Raw genomic sequence first — 18,472 nt, 5'->3', positions numbered from 1 at the left:
AAACCGAGGTACGACAATGACCTGGACTCCCCCAAAACGAAGTGAGTGGGTTGCCTATATCAATCAACTAGGCAGCAGCCATGTCGACAGCGGCAAAGCATTCCAGCCCCTTAATGCCGATCAAATGCTGGAAGATTCCTGTAAGGCCACCGGTTTAAATGATTATGGCGACGAGTGGTTTCTGCAACCCTACCGGGTTCTGGTCAACGCTATGAATGAAGAGGCCGAGCTCAATACGATTGGGCGTTTTGTGGCCCGCTCCGAGATTCTGCGCACGCTGCAGTATCGGTTACTGGTTGAAGAACTGTTTGCAAAGCATCCGGAAATTTCAGATCAGGAAGTTTCACCAGTGCACGTTGTCACCGGACTGGGCCGTACCGGTACCAGCATCCTGCATGAGCTGCTGACCGTCGACACCAACAACCGCGTCCCGATCCAATGGGAGATGATGTATCCCGTTCCCGCGCCTGAAGCGGCGACCTTTGCAACGGATGAACGCATTAACAAAGCAGATCTCGAAATCCGCTATATGGAACAGGTTATTCCGGCAATTCGTACCATGCACGAAAACGGCGGTAATCTACCCAATGAATGCATATTTCTGTTTGCGCTTACCTTCGCGTCAGAACTGTTCTCCGGACGTTTTAATCTGCCCAGCTACGATATGTGGATGGCGATGAACGACCTGACACCCGCCTATGCCTATCACAAACGGATGCTGCAACTGCTTCAGTGGAAGCACCCTAAAAAGCGCTGGATTCTTAAGGCTCCAACCCATCTGAACCGATTACCCTATCTGTTTGCTGCTTACCCGAATGCGAAAGTAGCTATCACTCACCGTGACCCACTGAAGGTCATGGCGTCTGTCACCAATCTCTTGTCCAGCCTCAAATACATGCACAGCGATGTTATTAACTATGAAGATGATCTGGCACGCATTGCTTTCGGCAACGCTTATCTGTGCCAGCACATGATCGACGAGCGCAAAGCTGGCAATCTTCCCGCTGATCAGATTGTCGACGTTCGCTACTCAGATCTGATGTCAGACCCCGTAGACGCCGTCAAAAATCTCTATCGGCAGTGGGATATTCCCTTCTCCGATGAACTGGGACACCGAATCACAGCGTATCTGGAGGCCAAACCCAGGGAGAAGCATGGTGCTCACAATTATTCCTTTGCCGATACAGGGCTGAACCTGGAAGAAGAGCGAGCCAAGTATGCGGAGTATCAGGCTCACTTCGGGGTGCCTTCAGAGGTCTGACCTCGAACACTGCAACTCCGAACATACTCGCCACTGATTATTATTTTTGAAGGAGCCATTTGAATGGCTGAAACGAATACTCTATCTCCGACCCAGGTCGCTTGGGATGCATACGCGGAAGTGCTCAGGAATCAACGCGAGGCACTGATCTCCCACAACATTTCATCGGATCCGATGATCCGTGAGCAAGGTCTGTACGCGCTACATAGTCAGGAGGCAACGGCCTTTAACATGTATATGTACCCAAGGCAGCAATACCCGCTGTTTTTCCAACAGGCTATGCCCTTCCCTGTTGGCCTGTCATGGGGTATGCCCTGCCCGGATTTTTTAAGCCACCAAACGTTTATTAATGGCGCAAACACCTACCGTGTATACGGCAATATGACAGCGAACTTTTGGTCGACACTGCAATTGTTCAAAAGCTTCTGGGGTGAGGGCCAGGTGGAGATGCTGGCCAATGTCGACTTCGATAAAATTCCAGTCAAGGACAACGGTGATTTTGAAATCTATCTCGGGCCAAACCCTCCCCCCGATGCCAAAGACCAGTACTGGGTGAAGCTGGATCCGGATGCCAATAATATCATGCTGGCGCTACGTGAGACTTTTTACGACTGGGAAAACGACCAGCAGATGGATTTGCATATCGAAAACCTCGACAGATCTTCAGATGCACCGTTGTATTTCAGTGAAACTGAATTAGCTGAGCGCATCGGCAAAGCCCGGAAATTTGTTGAGTACAATTTCCAGTTCATGATGGCCAGTGTCAACAAACTGATAGGTCAAGCCGAATCCATTCACGGCCTGCCCTATCTCAATATGTTTTTTCATAATGACCAAGCTGCCAGGGATGGCGGGAACCCACTGGCAACTTTCGTGGGTATGACTTACGACCTAGCTCCAGACGAAGCGATTATCATCGATATGGCACCTGCCGAGGCTCGTTACTGGTCTATCCAGCTGGGCTCGGTCTGGGCACAAACCAGCGATTTCAGTTATCACCAGAGTTCGATCAATGGCGCTCAGGCACACATGGACGAAGACGGACATTTCCGAGCCGTGCTCTCTCTGACCGACCCGGAAGTACCCAACTGGCTTGACCCTGCCAGCATTCCGACCGGTGTCGCAATGTTACGTTTTTATAAATACAAAGAAGTGGTCATTCCTGCCACTAAAAAAGTTCCGCTGGCAGAAGTAAGGCAACATCTGCCTGAAAGCACCCCTACAGTAACACCCGGGCAAAGAGCCACCCAGTTACGCCGACGACGAGACGCCTCGTTAAAACGCTATGGCTTGTAAAAGTACGGGCTTGTAAAAATTAATAGATTTACACGATGAGGCTCAGGATATGTCTGAATCAATAACCATTTTAATTTCTGGTGCATTGGGCCAGGTAGGAAAGCGCTGTACAGACTACCTGCTCGAGTCGGGGCATTCAGTCATTGCCGTAGATATCGAATCCGAAAAATCGCTGCCGACCAAACAGGAACTCGAAGACAAATGGCGTAAAAGCAATCGGCTGACCATTTCATTCAGCAACCTGCTTGATCGTGACGTGATCGCGGCGCTATTTTCTCAATATCAGCCAGATACCGTTATTCATCTTGCGGCGATCGTCTCCCCTCCCTGCTACCGAAATCCTGACATGGCACGTCGCGTTAACGTTGAGGGGACAGAAATACTTCTTCAGGCAGCAAGGCAGCTTTCTAAAGCACCGCTCTTTGTGATGGCTTCGAGTGCTGCGGTCTACGGCTCAATTAATCCTTTTAAGTACAAAGCCCTCATCACGCCTGAGACTCCGATTAATCCCATTGACTGCTATGGAATTGATAAGGCAGACGCTGAACAGCTAGTGATGGCATCGGGCCTGAGCTATGCGATTCTGCGATTAGGTGGCGTGATGTCGCCCGACACACTGACCAATAAGAATGCTGACTATGAAGTTCTGATGCGTGCCACCCCCTCTGACAACCGACTCCATGGTATCGATGCCCGCGACGCGGCCCTGGCTTTTGCCCATGCGGCGACACTGCCGGAAGAAGAAACCAACAAAATTTACCTTATCGCTGGTAATGAAAGTTATGCACTTCTCTCCCGCGATCTTGAAGATGACCTGATGGCGACGATGGGAATCGGTCGTCTCGGACATGAGCACGGTCTCAAAGGGGATCCGGATGATGACGACGGCTGGGCTTTTACCGGTTGGTTCGACACATCTGATGCCGAGCGGGTTTTAAAATTCCAGAAACACAACTGGAGCGATACATGCCAATGGCTTGCCTCTACACAGCCGGGCATTATAAGACTTCTATTGAAACTGGCCGGACCTCTTATCAGACACTCGATGAAAAAAGCATCCATAAAAAAACAACAGGAAGAACAACGAGGCCCGTTTGCAGACCCCTGGGGTTTAATTGGAAAAACCTATGGCGATCATGTCCTGGTAGCGCGCAAACGAGCTTAGGCCGGTTGCCGGTATCTCCTAACAGCTTCCTAAAAAATAGATGCTTTGATAACGAGGAACTCGATATGTACTCAACTCAAGTGACGCGCGACTTTGATTTCAGTGCCGATACCGTGTGGAATTTGCTGATCGACTGGGGAAATACTGCCTGGCTACCCGGCCCTGAAAAGACGGAAGTCATTACCAATGACGGTCAAATTACCCGCAAGCTTTTTATTGCCGCTGCGGAGCCTATTGAAGAGACGATGACGAGTAACGATCCCACATCGAAGACGCTGCACTACACAATTGCTGTCGGACAGCTGTTTACGCTGGAGAATTACCAAGGGCAGGTTCGGATTATTGCCGATGGAGGCAAGAGTAAGGTCGAGTGGAGTTGTTCTTTTGACCAGGGTGGCATGAGTGTAGACGAAGCTGAAACCCGGGCTGTCGGTAATATGAATTTCCTGATGGACAATATGATCAAATATCTCGCCGGCTAATACTACCGCCGGCTTTCGGACCAACGCAATGAGTAACACAGAATCAAATCGCCCTGTTCTTGTCACCGGGGCCAGTGGCTTTGTCGGCAGTCATATAACCCGACAGTTATGTCGTGAAAGGCGGCAGGTGCGCGTTCTGCTGCGCAAGAGCAGCAGTCAGGAAGCCCTAAAGACCCTGCCTGTAGAAATACACTATGGTGACGTTCTGGACCCCGCATCCTTGAAGGCCGCGATGCAAGGCTGTGAAACAGTTTTCCACAGCGTGGTCGACCCACGCTTCTGGCTGACAGACCCAACCCATATCTATCGCAATAACGTCGAGGGTCTCGTGAACAGCATGGAGGTCGCACTGGAATGCGGTGTCGAACACTTTATTTTTACCAGCTCAATGGGAACGCTCGGTTTCAATCCCGATGGCAAAGTCACCGAGGACATTGAGTTCAATTGGTACGATAAAGCCAACCCCTACATTCTGGCCCGACTGGAAGCGGAAAATACGTTCATGAGCTACTGCCGTGATAAAGGTTTGCCGGGCGTTGCACTATGTATAGCGAATACCTATGGCCCTGAAGATTACGGCCCTACGCCACATGGAAAAATGCTGTGCGATGTCGCGCAGGGCAAGATCACCAGTATTCTTGATGCGGCTGCCACAACCGTCGATATTCGTGATACTGCTCAAGCAGCCCTGCTGGCCGAAAAATATGGCCGCAACGGTGAGCGCTATATTATCGCCAACGAATTCATCAGCAATCGTGATTTCTATACACTGGTTGCTGCCGAATGCCGCCTGCCTCCCCCGAAAGTCATACCTTACTGGATAGCGTGGTCGGTCGCTTTCATCGGCGAAAGTATCTGCAAGCTCCTGCGCAAAAAAGATTATCTCCTAAGCACCGACGCTGTATTTCTTTCCAATGCTTTCAAGGCCATGGATAACAACAAGGCGCGCAACGAGCTGGGATGGACCCCTCGCCCCATAGCCGAAACGATAAAAGATACCGTCACATGGCATCTACAAAGACAACATAATTCTGCCGAATAGAGAGAATAATATGCTAAGCAAATACGACGAATTTCTGTGCCATCAAACGACAAACTATCTCAACGAGGTAAACACCAGCGAACGCAACTGGACGGAAAAAGTCTGGGGCGCAGCATCGAATCATGACGGCTCTATCATGCTTGACTGGGGTTTCGGCAAGTATATAAACCGCAACGTTATGGATGCGTTTGGCATCGTCGTTATCAACGGGAAACAATACAACGTCCGGGCATCACGGGAACTGCAACCCGATGTCGATGAAATTACCGTAGGACCGCTTAGTTACGAAATACTTGAACCACTTTACAAAATCAGGGTAGTGCTTGACGAAAATGATCAAGGTATCAGCTTTGATATTGTCTTCGATGGTACCTTCCCTATCTCGGAAGAACCGCACTCATTCCAAAAGAAAAAGGGTGTCGTAGTCAGTGATGCGAGGCGCTTTTATCAATACGGTACCGTTAGTGGCACCGTTACCGTGGAAGGAAAAACCTATGTTGTGAAGTCCGAAGAATGGTCAGCCGCCAGAGATCGTTCCTGGGGTATACGCCCGATTGTCGGCTTGCCGCCCAAAGGTAGCGGATGGTGTATGGCCGAGGGGTTGGATGATCAGGGCATGGAGCCGCCCCCCAGTAACTTGCTGTCAGTGGTAATTGAATTTGCCGGTGCACAGTTCAAGGACTATGCGCTGCATTACTGGCAAGTTAAAACTGAAGACGGTCATGTGCTTCAAACCATGGGCTCACACATTTCCTATCGCTATGGCCACCCGAACTGCGGAGATCCACGTAAGGAAGTCTCAATATCAAGCGTGGACCATTCGACTGAATTCGATCCGGACACAGGCAGGCCAACCTCAGCCCGTGCCACTATTGAAGCCAGCGACGGTCGCAAAATGACCATGGATTTCAAGCTCCAGTCTTTCTGCTTCGCCGGAGCGGGTGGCTATTTTGGTTACAAAAACTGGAACCACGGCAAGTGGATGGGCGCCAATGTTGTCGAGGGAGAAGTTCTGGACCTCACCGATGCGGACGATATGGCCGGTCTGCTGAACCGATACGATGATTATGCCTGCGAAGTTACCTGTGACGGCGAGATCGGGCATGGCCTTTATAACATCACAACGGCGGCAAAGATCGAGATACCCCAATAGGCATCTACAAGTAGCCAGATATAAATAGCAAAATGGGCTAACAGGTAACAGCCATCCCGGACTTCTCTGAGAAATTATTAGTAAAAGAGATTGCAAAAATGACATTCGCAAACGATGTACTACAGGGCCATCTGAAAAGCTGGCTCGAGAACAAAATGCCAGAAGCCGTGGGCCTTGAAATCACCGGTTTTGAGAAGACCTCTTCGGGCACATCAAACGAAACGTGGTTTCTGACCATCAATTATGCAGAGCAGGGCAAAAAAAACACAGAGAAAATGGTTGTGCGGTGGGCTCCGGAAACCTCCGCACTCCTGCATACCTACAACCTGCGGGAACAATTTGACTTAATGTCACATCTTCGCGCGTCACCTGTTCCGGTGCCCGGCGTTTATTGGTTCGAAGACGATACAACGATTATCGGAACCTCATTTTTCGTCATGGAGCGCATCGACGGTGAAGTGATTGACCTCGACCCTAGCTCGGCAGGATTTCAGAAGTTGTGTGACGCAACCCCGGCAGAGCGGCAACGTCTATGGGAGCAACTCATCAAGACTATCGCGCAGATCCATAGTCTTGATTGGCAAGCGTTGGGCCTCGGGTTTCTGCGTGGTTCAGACGGTCCGGAAGCAGCTCTCGATTCGGAAATAGGTTGGTGGGAAGATTTCCTCCACTATTCAAAAGTTGAAATGCCGGTTTTCCACAAAGCCTTTGAATGGCTCAGAATACACAAACCCGTCAATTCCGGAATCGGACTTTGCTGGGGCGATGCAAGGCTGGGTAATCTGCTATTCAGGGATGGTGATGTTCAGGGCGTATTGGATTGGGAAATGGCCTATATCGGCCCACCTGAATGCGACGTAATGTATATGTGCGTTATGACGGAAACCATGAACACTCTGCTGGGACTACCTCCGATGGAGGGTGCCATGACCACGAGGGAAGTTTGTGATTATTACGAAAGCGTATCTGACCGCAAGCTAGCCAATATTGAGTACCATGAATTTTTCGCGACCCTGAAAACCGCAATCGGGCTTTGCCGTGCTGGAAAAATTCTGGAAGATGCGGGTATTGGTGGCTTTCCGGAGGGCTTTTTCACCAATAACCCGGCCACTCGCAAACTTGAGCAGCTACTAGTTTCCTAGGTATGAGCTTTCACACCTTTTTAAGGTCTTATTGGGCCCACCAATTTTTTAGTAATCCGTTGTTATTAATTTTTACTCAATTTGTGCGCCCAGTTTCAGTCTATTTCCAGCCCACCTGGTTAGACCATTTGCTATTGAACATTTAGCTTGGGGAGCGAAAGCGATGAAACCTAACGAAATCGCTTGGAGCTCTTGAGTACAGTGAATGCAGCCTTTACTCGCGCATAGACCTGTATGATGGTCCAGACTAAAGCAAGTCAAGCAAACCCAAGCCTATCTTTTAGATTACGATGACTCCACAAACAGGAACAAAAGACAGCCCATGACAGCAACTTGCCATCAAAGTACGTCATAGTCTGTTATGGTTGTTCCGGCGCTGCCCACACACAATCGCTAACACTGCCTATACGGTCACAGACATCATTCTTAACCACATTGCGAGAGTTAAATCAGAATTAGTTAGCAGGAAGAATGCTTGGTGTTTCAACCAAACGAACACGCATTTTTAGAAGTATAGCAACAAGCGCAACTAGCGAGCCTAACGCCATAAAAAAAGCGACAAATGCCAATGAATAACCACCGGCAAAAAGGAAGCCGGCCACCACAGGGCCTAAAGCAGCACCGCCGCGCCCCATTCCAATCACAAAGCCAGTACCCCCGGCGCGCACGCTGGTTGGGAATGATTGAGCAAAGAGTGCATAGAGGCCAACCACAGCCGAGTTGGTAAAAAAACCCGCCATCGCAGCGAACAGGGAGAGCTGCTGCAAATTAGCTGATGCATGACCAAATACCACCACCATCACAAACGCCATCAATAGTGCGCCAACCACCAATTTGTACACATCGTATTTCTGGGTTAGCAGACTAAACAATAACGAGCCCAGTATGCCACCAACATTAGCCCACACCAAAACAGTACCGGCCGACGAGGCGACAAAGCCCATATCAACCACAATTTTGGGAATCCATTTAAGGATAAAATAAAAAGTCATAATATGAGTGAAATACGCAACGGTTAAAAGTAACGTGGTGCGTCTTAACGCTGGCGAGAGTAATTCGCCAATACCGGCACGAGCTTGATGAGAAACTAATTCAGGTAACTGATGCACCGTGTCGTATCCCATACGGGTTAAGACATTATTAATTTTCCGTAACGCATCGGGTGGGCGTTTTTGCACAAGAAAAGCGATTGACTCAGGCAAAAAGAGCCAAACCAAAGGTATTAGTATTCCGGTGACTAAGCCACCCAATACAAAAACTGCACGCCAATCAAAATGAACCAGCAAGACTGAAACGACTGAACCCCCAATAATTGCTCCCAAGGGATAACCCGCTGCCATCAATACCACACACATATGTCGCCGCTTGGCATTGGCAAACTCTGCTACCATGGCATTGGTGGTTGCCATCAACCCGCCGATACCGAGCCCGGTAATAAAACGGACGACCGACAGGCTCAACACATCCTTCGCTGTAGCAGCAACAAACATCGCCACAGTCATCAACATTAAGCAGCCCAGCAACACAGGATATCGGCCCAAACGATCGGCAACGTTACCCAGGATAACCGAACCGAAAGCCATGCCGATAAGCTCCATTGACAACACAAGGCCCAACGCAGCCCGATCAACGCCCCAATCAGCGGCGATACCCGGAGAAGCGAAACTGATTGCCAACACATCGAAACCATCTAATGCATTGAGTAAAACACACATGAAGACAGCCACAACCTGCAGACGTGTCATTGGTAAGTGGTCAAGAAGATTTTGTGGGTCAGCGAAGTGAGACATAACTATTCCCCGTCGTTATTATGCGATTGGTTACTATATTCCCGAAAAGTAAAACAGGAGATTAACAATACCCAATCAATCTCAACCGCTTTGTCTATCGCGATACATAAAATTTATAAGGCTACGACTATATAATATACCCAATATCGCTGTTGCCAGACTTGAGCATACCCGCTACAGCCAATGCTGAGGCCTATTTCAACCCCCTAACACTCCCGTCGAATGGCAACGCCTCGCAGTAGTTCGACCACCTCTCCTATGGCGAATGATAGAAAGTCCTCGAGAGGCAGAATCGAATTCATGGCCAAGAGACTCTATAGCTCGACCATATCGATTCCCTTGCCGGCACAGCTTCATGTAGTAAACTTGCTACTGAACGCTGTCGCGACCATCACAGCCAGGCCAATCATTTGGTTAAAGCCTGCATCAGCGATCAGAGATCAAAATTCAATCCAAGGCTGACAACAGTTCCAGCACCACGATCAATATTCACCATCAACTAGGTCACGCTAAAAATGCGCATCTACATCTTTTGCTAAGAACAGTGATATCTTGAGACCTGCTCTGAGTTCATCGTATCCACCTCTTCAGCGCTTACTCGCTTGTGCTATTTAGTTACCGTCACCAAGAAGGTTGCACGCAGCTTGTCTTTCTGTAATTTGCCCGTCGTTGAATAAGGCAGCGACGCGGCTAAAACAAAGTGTTTCGGCACTTTATAAGGGGCAAGTTTTTCTCGACAGCCGTGTTCGATCTCTTCCAGGTTAAGTGTCTTACCCGTGGCCGGAACCACAAATGCAACACCCTTCTCTCCCCATTGGGCATCGGCGACTCCAACCACGGCCACACTGGCTACCGACGGCATAGACGCAATGACGCGCTCAACCTCAGCTGGATAAACGTTCTCGCCACCAGAGATAAACATGTCTTTTTTACGATCAACAATAAACAAGAAACCATCGCCATCAAGACGAGCCATATCTCCGGTCATTAACCAGCCATCGCGAAATGCCTCTTCTGTTTTCTCCGGTTGCCGCCAGTAACCCGCCGTTACCCCAGGCCCGCGTACCCACAACTCACCCGACTCACCCGACACAACCGTCTCGCCCTGCTCATCCACAATTTTGGTTTCTACCGTCAAAAAGATTGCACCACAGGAACCCGCTTTGCGAACGGCCAGCTCAGGATTGCCGACCGGAATTCCGGCAATAGAGCCAGCTTCCGTCATGCCATAACCGTCTGACATTGGAATGCCCGCATCGACAAAACGTTGAATCTGCTCTTTGGAATTGGGTGCACCACCGGTGGCATAGACTTGCAGATGTTGCAGCTTTGCGGCATCAAAGTCTGGATGATCCCATAACATGCTGGCCATTTGCGGTACCGAAAAGTAGTGGCTAATAGCGAGCTTGGAATCTGATAAGCGTTGTAAAGTAACGCCCGGATTAAAGCCCTGCGATACCAACACAGCGCCACCAGCCAGCAGCGGAGCGCGCGCATTGACAAATAGACCGGCAGTATGAAACATCGGCATATCACACAGAAACACACTGCTGGCACTGACGTTGTTACCGGAATTAAAAGCAAATTGGCTCGCCAATGCATTCAGCTCACTGAGCATTACACCCTTAGGTGAACCACTCGTGCCTGAGGTGTACAACAGTGTCGACACTTCAGTCAGCTCACGCCGCGCCTGCAGTGGCGGCACCGTTGGCTGGCAAGCAGTCAGATTTAATAACTCAGAGAGTGTTAAGCTCGTAGCTGCGGCGGTACGAAATTCGTCGTCACAGAAAGTAATCTGCGGTTGTGAGTCGGCCACAATAAGTGCAACCTCCTCTGTCGCCAAGCGCCAGTTACAAGGAACATAGATCGCACCGGCACGCACACAGGCAAGCGAGAGGATCAAACCATTAGCGGAGTTACGTGCGACTGTGGCAACGCGCTCTCCACTGGCAGGGCCCAATCGCTCCACCAGCCAGTTGGCAACGCGATTAATCGCCCGGTCAAATTCGCGATAGTCCCAGCGCTGACCACTGGTCAGATCAACGCAGGCCAATGCGGATGGTGTCCTTATGGCAAAGGTGGCGACAGGATCGATCAACATGACTTAACGGCCACCTTTAGATTTGTTGTAACTGCCTAGACCCGGCTTATAGGTTTTGTCATCCAGAAACTGTTTGATCCCCTCCTTACGACCATCATTATCAAAACTGTTAGCGGCCTCCTGTGCACGCACCAGATAATCTTCAGCGTTATCGAAGGTCATCTCACCGACACGGCGAATTGCATCTTTGGTCGCTTTTAAAGCAACCGGATTTTTCTGCAGTAAAACCTTGGCCACCTCACTAACACGCTCTTTAAGCTGCACCAGCGGCACCGCCTCATTAACCAGGCCCCATTCGGCTGCCTTTTTACCGTCAACATTTTCTCCCATCATGGCGTGGTACATGGCATTACGGAAATTGAGTAGTTCCACTGCAATTTTAGTAGCACCACCGCCCGGTAAAATACCCCAGTTGATTTCACTCAGTCCAAACTGCGCCTCTTCTGCGGCAAAGGCCAGGTCACAACCGAACAATGGTCCGTAAGCACCACCAAAACACCAGCCGTGCACCATGGCGATAGTCGGCTTTTGATACCATCGCAGACGACGCCACCAACCATAGGATTCACGCTGAGCCTGACGAATAGCACCTAAGCCTTTGGCTTCGTTCTCACGGAAGTATTCGTGCAGATCCATTCCGGCAGACCAGGCTGATCCTTCGCCAGCCAGGACCAGCACACCAACATCTTCGCGAAATTCCAACTCGTCTAATACACGCATCATCTGACGATTGAGTTTGGGGCTCATACAATTTCTTTTTTCCGGGCGATTGAAACTTACCCAGGCAATACCGTCTTCAATTGTAAAGACAACAGTTTCCAGCTCATCTTGGGTCGGAATAGTCATATTTCATTCTCCTAAATTTCTCTCAGTGAATTGGATTTTTCGACTCACTCACGTCGTGATTAAATCGGATAATGGCCAGGCTCGGTCTCGACAGTGATCCAGCGCAATTCAGTAAATTGGTCAATACCGGCTTTGCCACCAAAGCGGCCATAACCTGAAGCCCCCAAGCCACCAAAGGGCATTTGCGCTTCGTCATGAACAGTTGGACCGTTGATATGGCACATACCCGATTGAATCTGCCGCGCCACTCGCAAACCACGAGCGGTATCACGGGTGAAAACCGAAGCAGATAGACCAAATTCACTGTCGTTAGCGATACGTATCGCATCGGCTTCATCCTTGGCGCGAATAATCGCAACAATAGGGCCAAAGCTTTCGTCGTGATAAATCGACATTGCTTCAGTCACTTGATCGAGCACTGAAGCCGGCATAATGACACTGTCAGCCTTACCGCCGGCAACCAATTTGGCGCCCTTACTGAGGCCGTCGTCGATTAGGCTATTCACATGGTTAACGGTCTTTTGATCAACCACAGCCCCCAGTGGGGTATTACCCGCCGCTGGATCACCGGCGGCCATGGAGTTGGCCTTAGCAGAAAATTTAGTAACAAACTCACCGGCAATGGCATCAACAACAATCAGGCGTTCGGTGGACATACAGATCTGCCCCTGATTCATAAAGGCGCCAAAGGCTGCTGCCGCTACCGCCTCATCTAGATCGGCATCGTCCAACACCAACAGTGGCGCTTTTCCTCCCAACTCCAGCAAACAGGGCTTTAAATAATCGGCAGCTTTACGAGCGATAATGCGCCCCACAGCTGTGGAGCCGGTGAAGTTAATTCGCTTGACCGCCGGGTGCGCTATTAGAGCACCCACCACCTCGCCGGCATCGACTGGGGCATTGGTGGCCACATTGACAACACCTTCTGGGAAACCCGCCGCGGCAAACGCCTCGGCAATCAGGGAGTGAGTACGCGGGCATATTTCAGAAGCCTTCAGAATGACACTGTTACCACAAGCCAACGGTACAGCTATCGCCCTCACAGCGAGAATAATCGGCGCATTCCAAGGCGCAATACCGAGAACCACTCCTACCGGCTCGCGCAATGTCATTGCTAGGCAACCCGGCTTGTCGGAGGGAATGATTTCACCGGTAATCTGCGTCGTCATCGCTGCAGCTTCCCGAACCATACTTACGGCCAACTGAATATTGAACATGGCCCAACCGGTCGTGGCTCCAATCTCTTGCGTCATGGCATCGACTAAGCCTTGCGTGCGCTCGGACAACGCTTCGGCAGCTTTCATCATAACCTCGCGACGCGCGTTGGGCCCCATGGTTGACCAGTTGGCAAACCCAAGTTGAGCCTGTTCAGCAATGGCAACTACATCAGTCACCGTCATCGCTTCGGCACAACTCGCCACGGCTCCAGTCAATGGATTCAGTCGTTCAAAATTCATTACGCCACCTAACCTCGCACTGTTTGATTTATTGCTTTTATACATAAGAGACAGCTTACAGCCTATATACGCACATATACATATTGTATGTTATACATACTATTTAAATAAAACAGATACCGTCAACTGAATTTTTAATATTAAGGACGGGTTATTTTAACTAGTTAAAAAACCACCGATCCATATTATTTGAAATATCGGTAGGTTACTTCTCAGTTGAAGCAGAGCCGTACTCCGCAATTAATTGTTTTGAACAAAATACGCTTAACCAATCATCGATTCACCAACAATTGCAATCCGGCGGCTGTATTGGAAATAGGAGCCACTAAACTTCTAAACTGCTCGCATACCTCACCCAACAAACACCCACGCATGGCCAACCACATATTGAGCTCCACACCTTGCGCACCGGCAATTTCCACGAGATCTTCATTGCTGTAGCGGGTCAATGCCTCCGGATCAGTCACTATTTTATCCAGGCATTCGTAATCAAACTCGGTATTTAGGAATCCGGCACGCTCACCATCCAACTGATGAGACAAGCCGCCCGTACCCAGCACCACCACTTTTTGGTCACCACCAAAGGATGCCACTGCCCTGCCTATGGCCTGACCCAAGGCATAACAACGGGACGGTTTCGGCATAGGATGACGCTCACAATTGATACAGACGGGTATTACTTTTATCTGTTGGTAATTATGCCCCGGATACATCAGTGATAACGGCACCGTTAAACCGTGGTCGACATTCATCTCCTGACACACGAGCGGATCGAAATCATGCTCAACCAGTTCGTTAATAATATGCCAGGAGAGTTCAGTCTCGCCGGTAACAGGTGGAATTGGTTTTATACCCCAACCTTCGTCGGCATTGTGATATTGCGGTGCAGCGCCAATGGCAAAGGTAGGCTTTTTATCGAGAAACATCTCCAGACCATGGTCATTGTAAAAGACAATAGCTATCTCTGGATTTTCACTGTGTAACCATTTGCGAACCGGGACATAACCGGAAAAAAAATCTTTCCAGTAGGGAGTCCCTTCCAACCCTTTATCCATGGCAATACCAATTGCCGGTATGTGTGAAGTGCCGATACCACCGATAATCTTGGCCATAATTGTTACCTATTTTTATATTTCAGTACCATCGTGTAATAAAGCTAAAACCATAGCCTTACTTACGACTTACCAACACCTTGGCTATCCAAATAGGCCTGGAACTCTTCTGTAGTACGACCAGTCTGTAGACCACCAAAGTCCTGCACATTCAAACCCCATATGACTCCAAACTTGGCCAGATAATAAATACTGCCACCCTCTTTGATCATAGCCAGAACATCGCGCTTTCTGACCGCTTCACGTTGTGCTTCAGAGAGATGGTATTTTTCAAAACAAGCTTCCTGATCAGCAATAAAAGCCTGCCGACCCGCTTCAGAATTAAATGAGTGGCACATTTTGTTAAGCGGATAGCCCTTAGTTGACATTGGGCCATCGAAAAATGTGGTGCCCGCAATTGCACGCATTTTTTTGACTGGCATAATTTCACCTCAGTGAAAACGTTCTATTTGGCATTTACTCATTGACATAAATGCCCCCATCGATAATTGAGCTGCAACCACAACACTCACCATCACAGTAATCTCCAACATAGCGATATCCATCACTGCAACAACTATCACAACAGCTGTTGGGGCAGCTACTGGTCTGATAAGGCTGTGTATATATCTCGATCAGATTCGAGCAACAAGCTGGATAAATATCGTCCACATCGAGATCCTGTATCAATCAATATCAACCGCGAGCAACACTGTAACGCCGACAGACGTCCTGCGCAGCATTAAGTATCTCCAGATTCGCTGAACAGTAGCGTCCTGCACTATAGATTCAGACAAACTCCTCGGTATCAATTTCCAGCTGCGTCGCGACTGGGTAACGCGCCCCCTTAATCATGGGCGGCTTTATCAGTGCGTCAAGCTCCAGCAAGGTATCCTCCGTTAACTCTCGGTCGAGAACCTGCATATTAACTTCCAGATGCGCCACTGATGTTGTTCCCGGGATCGCCAGCACATGATCGCCACGGGTCAACAACCAAGCCAGCGCCAACTGGGCCATGCTGCAGCGCTCTTCTTGGGCCAATGCCGCAAACTGCTCCAACCAGACACAGTTCTCGTAAAAGTTCGGATCTTGAAAACGTGGCATATTGCGGCGAATATCTCCCGCCAACAGCTCATCCGATTTACAACTAGCACCGGCCAGAAAACCGCGCCCTAACGGTGAAAATGCGATAAAGGCTGCTCCCAGTTCTCGGCAGGTATCGAGCACGGCGATCTCGGCATTGCGAGTCCACAGCGAGTATTCCGTCTGTACAGCGGCTATGGGGTGAACCGCGTGGGCTCTACGCAAGGTAGAAGCGGAAACTTCAGAGAGACCGATAGCACCGATTTTGCCCGCTTCACACATACGTGATAGCGCACCAACACTCTCCTCTATCGGAACCGATTTATCCCAACGATGCAGGTAGTAGAGGTCGATATGGTCGGTTTGCAGGCGCTCAAGCGCTTCATCAATAGTGCGCATCAACGTTTCCGGCCGCCCATCAATCACCCGCTTGCCACCGACCCCGGTCATACCACATTTACTGGCCAGATGAATCTGTTGGCGGTAAGGTTTCAGCGCTTTACCCACCAGCGTTTCATTGGCACCAAAGCCATAAAGAGCGGCAGTATCGAAATGCCGTACGCCCAAATCGAAAGCATGCTGCAATAGTGCTGTGGCCGCTTCAGGATCGGGCGGTGTGCCATAGGCATGACTGAGGTTCATGCAACCCAATCCCAACGCTGGAACTTCGACATTACCAATAAATCGTCTGTACATTAGGGAACTCCTCGGCTGAACTTCACAAAAGTGCGACTGAACTACCCTCTATTCAGTGGCTCGTTGCGTTCAATTGCTGTACTAGGGCCTGTTAACACTAATTTATGCAGCACTTTGTAGCTAGTAGAACCTTGGCCACATAAGAGGCCACACAGTTAACAGCGTTATTTCTTAAGGCTTAGCGACATTTGAAAGAACTGGCAGACTGAGGGTTGCCACTACCGGAGTAGTAGGCAAACTGAGGATACGCACACAACGGGCGGGTGCGGCCCGGAAATGATTCGCCAGAAGCCTCAACCGACGCCGGTACTCTTCCCTCTTCCACCCACTGCACCAATGCACTCAACATATCAAACTTATCTAGGGTTTGCTCACCACCACCACAGTGCCCCATGCCTGGAACCAAATACAGACGCGACCAATCGCGTAGACCATCAAGATCATCGCCCTGCACTAAACTTTGGTAATAGCTCAGAGTATCCTTGGCTGAAAACCACGGATCGCTGAGGCCATGGAAAAACATCAACTTACTGCCCCGAGCAGCAAAGCTGCTTAACTGGGTTAAGTTCGCATTGCCCGGTGCCAAAGGAAAGTTTTCCGCTAACTCAATCTCGCGCACCAAATCAAACGGCTGACTCATTCGCGCACGACCCAATGGCCCCGCAACGCCCTGCAGTAAACCCGGAATACCCTTATTAGCGGAAATACCCGTGTCGAAGAAAAAGCCCGGATAAACGTTATCGCCATTGGCCAAGCGAGGGCCGTTAAAGGCCTCAGTTAATGCCGACACCTGCTCTGCCGACAGGCAGCTATCGCCCGTCTCTGAATCCATGCACTGTAAAATCGATGGGTTAAATCCACAGCCTTCGGGAGCAAATATCATATCGTCCCGCAAGCCATCATTGGCATCACATTGCTGCAACAGTGTATCGACTATCAGTTGTTGTTGGGCCTGGCTGAATGGCGCTGACTGCCCCTCGCTCATAATGGCGCGCAATCGCTTAGCTGCCCAAAGATCAGCAACTTCAGAATAGTTGGTGCGCCGGGCTGGAGCTCCCGCGATAATGCCGTCAAACAACTGAGGGTAACGCTGTGACATGGTCATGGCTTCACGACCACCCGTTGAACAACCCACAAAGTAGGAGTGGCCCGGTTGTTGGCCATAAAACTGGGCGACCACCTTGCGAGTTAACTGTGTGACTTTGGCTACCGCCTGGGAATAAAAATTTAACAATGCCTGCTGATCAGAAAAAAAATCTGTATTAAAAACAGAATCACTCTGATGACCGCTGTCGGTGCTAACCACGGCGAAGCCTCGGAATAGTGCAGGCTGATCACCGGCCGCTAGTGCGCCAAGAGGCTCTCGGATGAGACCGTTTAAAGCACCACCCCCTTGAAACAAAAAGCGTCCATTCCAGTTATCTGGCAAAGCCAAGCCAAAACCAATGGCGTAAGGCTTTTTATCCGCACCGACACGCTTTTCAAAGTATCCTCTGACGCTGCAATATGGTGTAAAGCTATCTGTTGCAGACGACCCAAGGGGTCGATCATCTGCACCAATCGGTAGTTCTTTAACAGCCTCAACATACATTGCTGAAGTAATATCGACATCATCAGGCATTAGTGTGGCTATTGATTGACAACGTTCTGCCATGCTCTCAATCGAGGATTTAAACAGTACGCCAGAAGTTGCCTGACCAGAAAAATTCAATGTGACGAGTAACACTAGGGTCACCAAGGTCCCAGCAGCCACCCCCTTCTTCAGAAATGTTAATAGCACCAGCATAACGTTTTTATTTTCCTAGTTTATCTACGCCTACCACAAACCAAAAAATGCTGGCCCACCGCCTTGACAATGGTGCCAGCA

At 49.7% G+C, this 18,472-nt stretch carries 15 protein-coding genes; 7 read left to right on the top strand and 8 right to left on the bottom strand.

All coding sequences use genetic code 11. From position 1 onward, the window contains the following. Positions 1 to 16 precede the first annotated feature (16 nt). From SBL51_RS01190 to SBL51_RS01160, 7 genes are all read left to right on the top strand, one after another. A complete protein-coding gene (locus SBL51_RS01190) occupies positions 17 to 1,261 on the top strand; it encodes a sulfotransferase (RefSeq protein WP_317928641.1) in 1,245 nt (414 codons plus the stop codon). 63 nt (positions 1,262 to 1,324) lie between these two features. Beyond that, positions 1,325 to 2,557 (top strand): DUF1214 domain-containing protein, encoded by a 1,233-nt coding sequence (locus tag SBL51_RS01185; protein WP_317928640.1) that lies wholly within the window; start codon positions 1,325 to 1,327, stop codon positions 2,555 to 2,557. Positions 2,558 to 2,606: 49 nt separating this feature from the next. After that, entirely contained in the window at positions 2,607 to 3,722 is a 1,116-nt protein-coding gene (locus SBL51_RS01180) for an NAD(P)-dependent oxidoreductase (RefSeq protein WP_317928639.1), read from the top strand. A 65-nt stretch (positions 3,723 to 3,787) separates the two neighbouring features. Further along, positions 3,788 to 4,204, top strand: coding sequence for an SRPBCC family protein (locus tag SBL51_RS01175; RefSeq protein WP_317928638.1), 417 nt, complete (start codon positions 3,788 to 3,790; stop codon positions 4,202 to 4,204). Between the two features lie 28 nt (positions 4,205 to 4,232). Beyond that, positions 4,233 to 5,246: an NAD-dependent epimerase/dehydratase family protein gene (locus tag SBL51_RS01170; RefSeq protein WP_317928637.1), complete on the top strand. Its 1,014-nt coding sequence runs from the start codon at positions 4,233 to 4,235 to the stop codon at positions 5,244 to 5,246. A gap of 10 nt (positions 5,247 to 5,256) precedes the next feature. Further along, positions 5,257 to 6,399, top strand: coding sequence for a hypothetical protein (locus SBL51_RS01165; RefSeq protein WP_317928636.1), 1,143 nt, complete (start codon positions 5,257 to 5,259; stop codon positions 6,397 to 6,399). 98 nt (positions 6,400 to 6,497) lie between these two features. Next, the gene (locus SBL51_RS01160; protein WP_317928635.1) at positions 6,498 to 7,541 is read left to right on the top strand and encodes a phosphotransferase family protein; all 1,044 of its coding nucleotides are present in this window, start codon (positions 6,498 to 6,500) and stop codon (positions 7,539 to 7,541) included. Between the two features lie 455 nt (positions 7,542 to 7,996). Here the strand turns inward: SBL51_RS01160 and SBL51_RS01155 are convergent, their stop codons facing one another. The 8 genes from SBL51_RS01155 to SBL51_RS01120 form a co-directional block, all read right to left on the bottom strand. Beyond that, positions 7,997 to 9,331: an MFS transporter gene (locus tag SBL51_RS01155; RefSeq protein WP_317928634.1), complete on the bottom strand. Its 1,335-nt coding sequence runs from the start codon at positions 9,329 to 9,331 to the stop codon at positions 7,997 to 7,999. A gap of 607 nt (positions 9,332 to 9,938) precedes the next feature. After that, positions 9,939 to 11,432, bottom strand: a complete 1,494-nt coding sequence (locus SBL51_RS01150) for an AMP-binding protein (protein WP_317928633.1) — start codon at positions 11,430 to 11,432, stop codon at positions 9,939 to 9,941. Between the two features lie 3 nt (positions 11,433 to 11,435). Then, positions 11,436 to 12,278 carry a p-hydroxycinnamoyl CoA hydratase/lyase gene (locus SBL51_RS01145; RefSeq protein ID WP_317928632.1) on the bottom strand — a complete coding sequence of 281 codons (843 nt, stop codon included), beginning with the start codon at positions 12,276 to 12,278 and terminating at the stop codon, positions 11,436 to 11,438. A gap of 59 nt (positions 12,279 to 12,337) precedes the next feature. Further along, entirely contained in the window at positions 12,338 to 13,735 is a 1,398-nt protein-coding gene (locus SBL51_RS01140; RefSeq protein WP_317928631.1) for an aldehyde dehydrogenase, read from the bottom strand. A 272-nt stretch (positions 13,736 to 14,007) separates the two neighbouring features. Further along, positions 14,008 to 14,847, bottom strand: coding sequence for a class III extradiol dioxygenase family protein (locus SBL51_RS01135; RefSeq protein ID WP_317928630.1), 840 nt, complete (start codon positions 14,845 to 14,847; stop codon positions 14,008 to 14,010). Positions 14,848 to 14,909: 62 nt separating this feature from the next. Then, positions 14,910 to 15,269: a hypothetical protein gene (locus SBL51_RS01130; protein WP_317928629.1), complete on the bottom strand. Its 360-nt coding sequence runs from the start codon at positions 15,267 to 15,269 to the stop codon at positions 14,910 to 14,912. A gap of 346 nt (positions 15,270 to 15,615) precedes the next feature. Further along, positions 15,616 to 16,605: an aldo/keto reductase gene (locus SBL51_RS01125; RefSeq protein ID WP_317928628.1), complete on the bottom strand. Its 990-nt coding sequence runs from the start codon at positions 16,603 to 16,605 to the stop codon at positions 15,616 to 15,618. 178 nt (positions 16,606 to 16,783) lie between these two features. Beyond that, positions 16,784 to 18,391: a DUF6351 family protein gene (locus SBL51_RS01120; RefSeq protein WP_317928627.1), complete on the bottom strand. Its 1,608-nt coding sequence runs from the start codon at positions 18,389 to 18,391 to the stop codon at positions 16,784 to 16,786. Positions 18,392 to 18,472 lie beyond the last annotated feature (81 nt).

The organism is Halioxenophilus sp. WMMB6 (assembly GCF_033283405.1).
Lineage (GTDB): Bacteria > Pseudomonadota > Gammaproteobacteria > Pseudomonadales > Cellvibrionaceae > Halioxenophilus.
The sequence above is the reverse complement of the archived record's forward strand: the minus strand, read 5'-3'. Positions and strand labels throughout refer to the sequence as shown.

Bases quoted from the DNA above. Each gene is read 5' to 3' on its own strand.
- SBL51_RS01190 (WP_317928641.1), top strand. From the start codon at position 17: ATGACCTGGACTCCCCCAAAACGAAGTGAGTGGGTTGCCTATATCAAT.
- SBL51_RS01120 (WP_317928627.1), bottom strand. From the start codon at position 18,391: ATGCTGGTGCTATTAACATTTCTGAAGAAGGGGGTGGCTGCTGGGACC.
- SBL51_RS01145 (WP_317928632.1), bottom strand. From the start codon at position 12,278: ATGACTATTCCGACCCAAGATGAGCTGGAAACTGTTGTCTTTACAATT.
- SBL51_RS01160 (WP_317928635.1), top strand. From the start codon at position 6,498: ATGACATTCGCAAACGATGTACTACAGGGCCATCTGAAAAGCTGGCTC.
- SBL51_RS01130 (WP_317928629.1), bottom strand. From the start codon at position 15,269: ATGCCAGTCAAAAAAATGCGTGCAATTGCGGGCACCACATTTTTCGAT.
- SBL51_RS01150 (WP_317928633.1), bottom strand. From the start codon at position 11,432: ATGTTGATCGATCCTGTCGCCACCTTTGCCATAAGGACACCATCCGCA.
- SBL51_RS01125 (WP_317928628.1), bottom strand. From the start codon at position 16,605: ATGTACAGACGATTTATTGGTAATGTCGAAGTTCCAGCGTTGGGATTG.
- SBL51_RS01165 (WP_317928636.1), top strand. From the start codon at position 5,257: ATGCTAAGCAAATACGACGAATTTCTGTGCCATCAAACGACAAACTAT.
- SBL51_RS01185 (WP_317928640.1), top strand. From the start codon at position 1,325: ATGGCTGAAACGAATACTCTATCTCCGACCCAGGTCGCTTGGGATGCA.
- SBL51_RS01170 (WP_317928637.1), top strand. From the start codon at position 4,233: ATGAGTAACACAGAATCAAATCGCCCTGTTCTTGTCACCGGGGCCAGT.
- SBL51_RS01135 (WP_317928630.1), bottom strand. From the start codon at position 14,847: ATGGCCAAGATTATCGGTGGTATCGGCACTTCACACATACCGGCAATT.
- SBL51_RS01140 (WP_317928631.1), bottom strand. From the start codon at position 13,735: ATGAATTTTGAACGACTGAATCCATTGACTGGAGCCGTGGCGAGTTGT.
- SBL51_RS01180 (WP_317928639.1), top strand. From the start codon at position 2,607: ATGTCTGAATCAATAACCATTTTAATTTCTGGTGCATTGGGCCAGGTA.
- SBL51_RS01175 (WP_317928638.1), top strand. From the start codon at position 3,788: ATGTACTCAACTCAAGTGACGCGCGACTTTGATTTCAGTGCCGATACC.
- SBL51_RS01155 (WP_317928634.1), bottom strand. From the start codon at position 9,331: ATGTCTCACTTCGCTGACCCACAAAATCTTCTTGACCACTTACCAATG.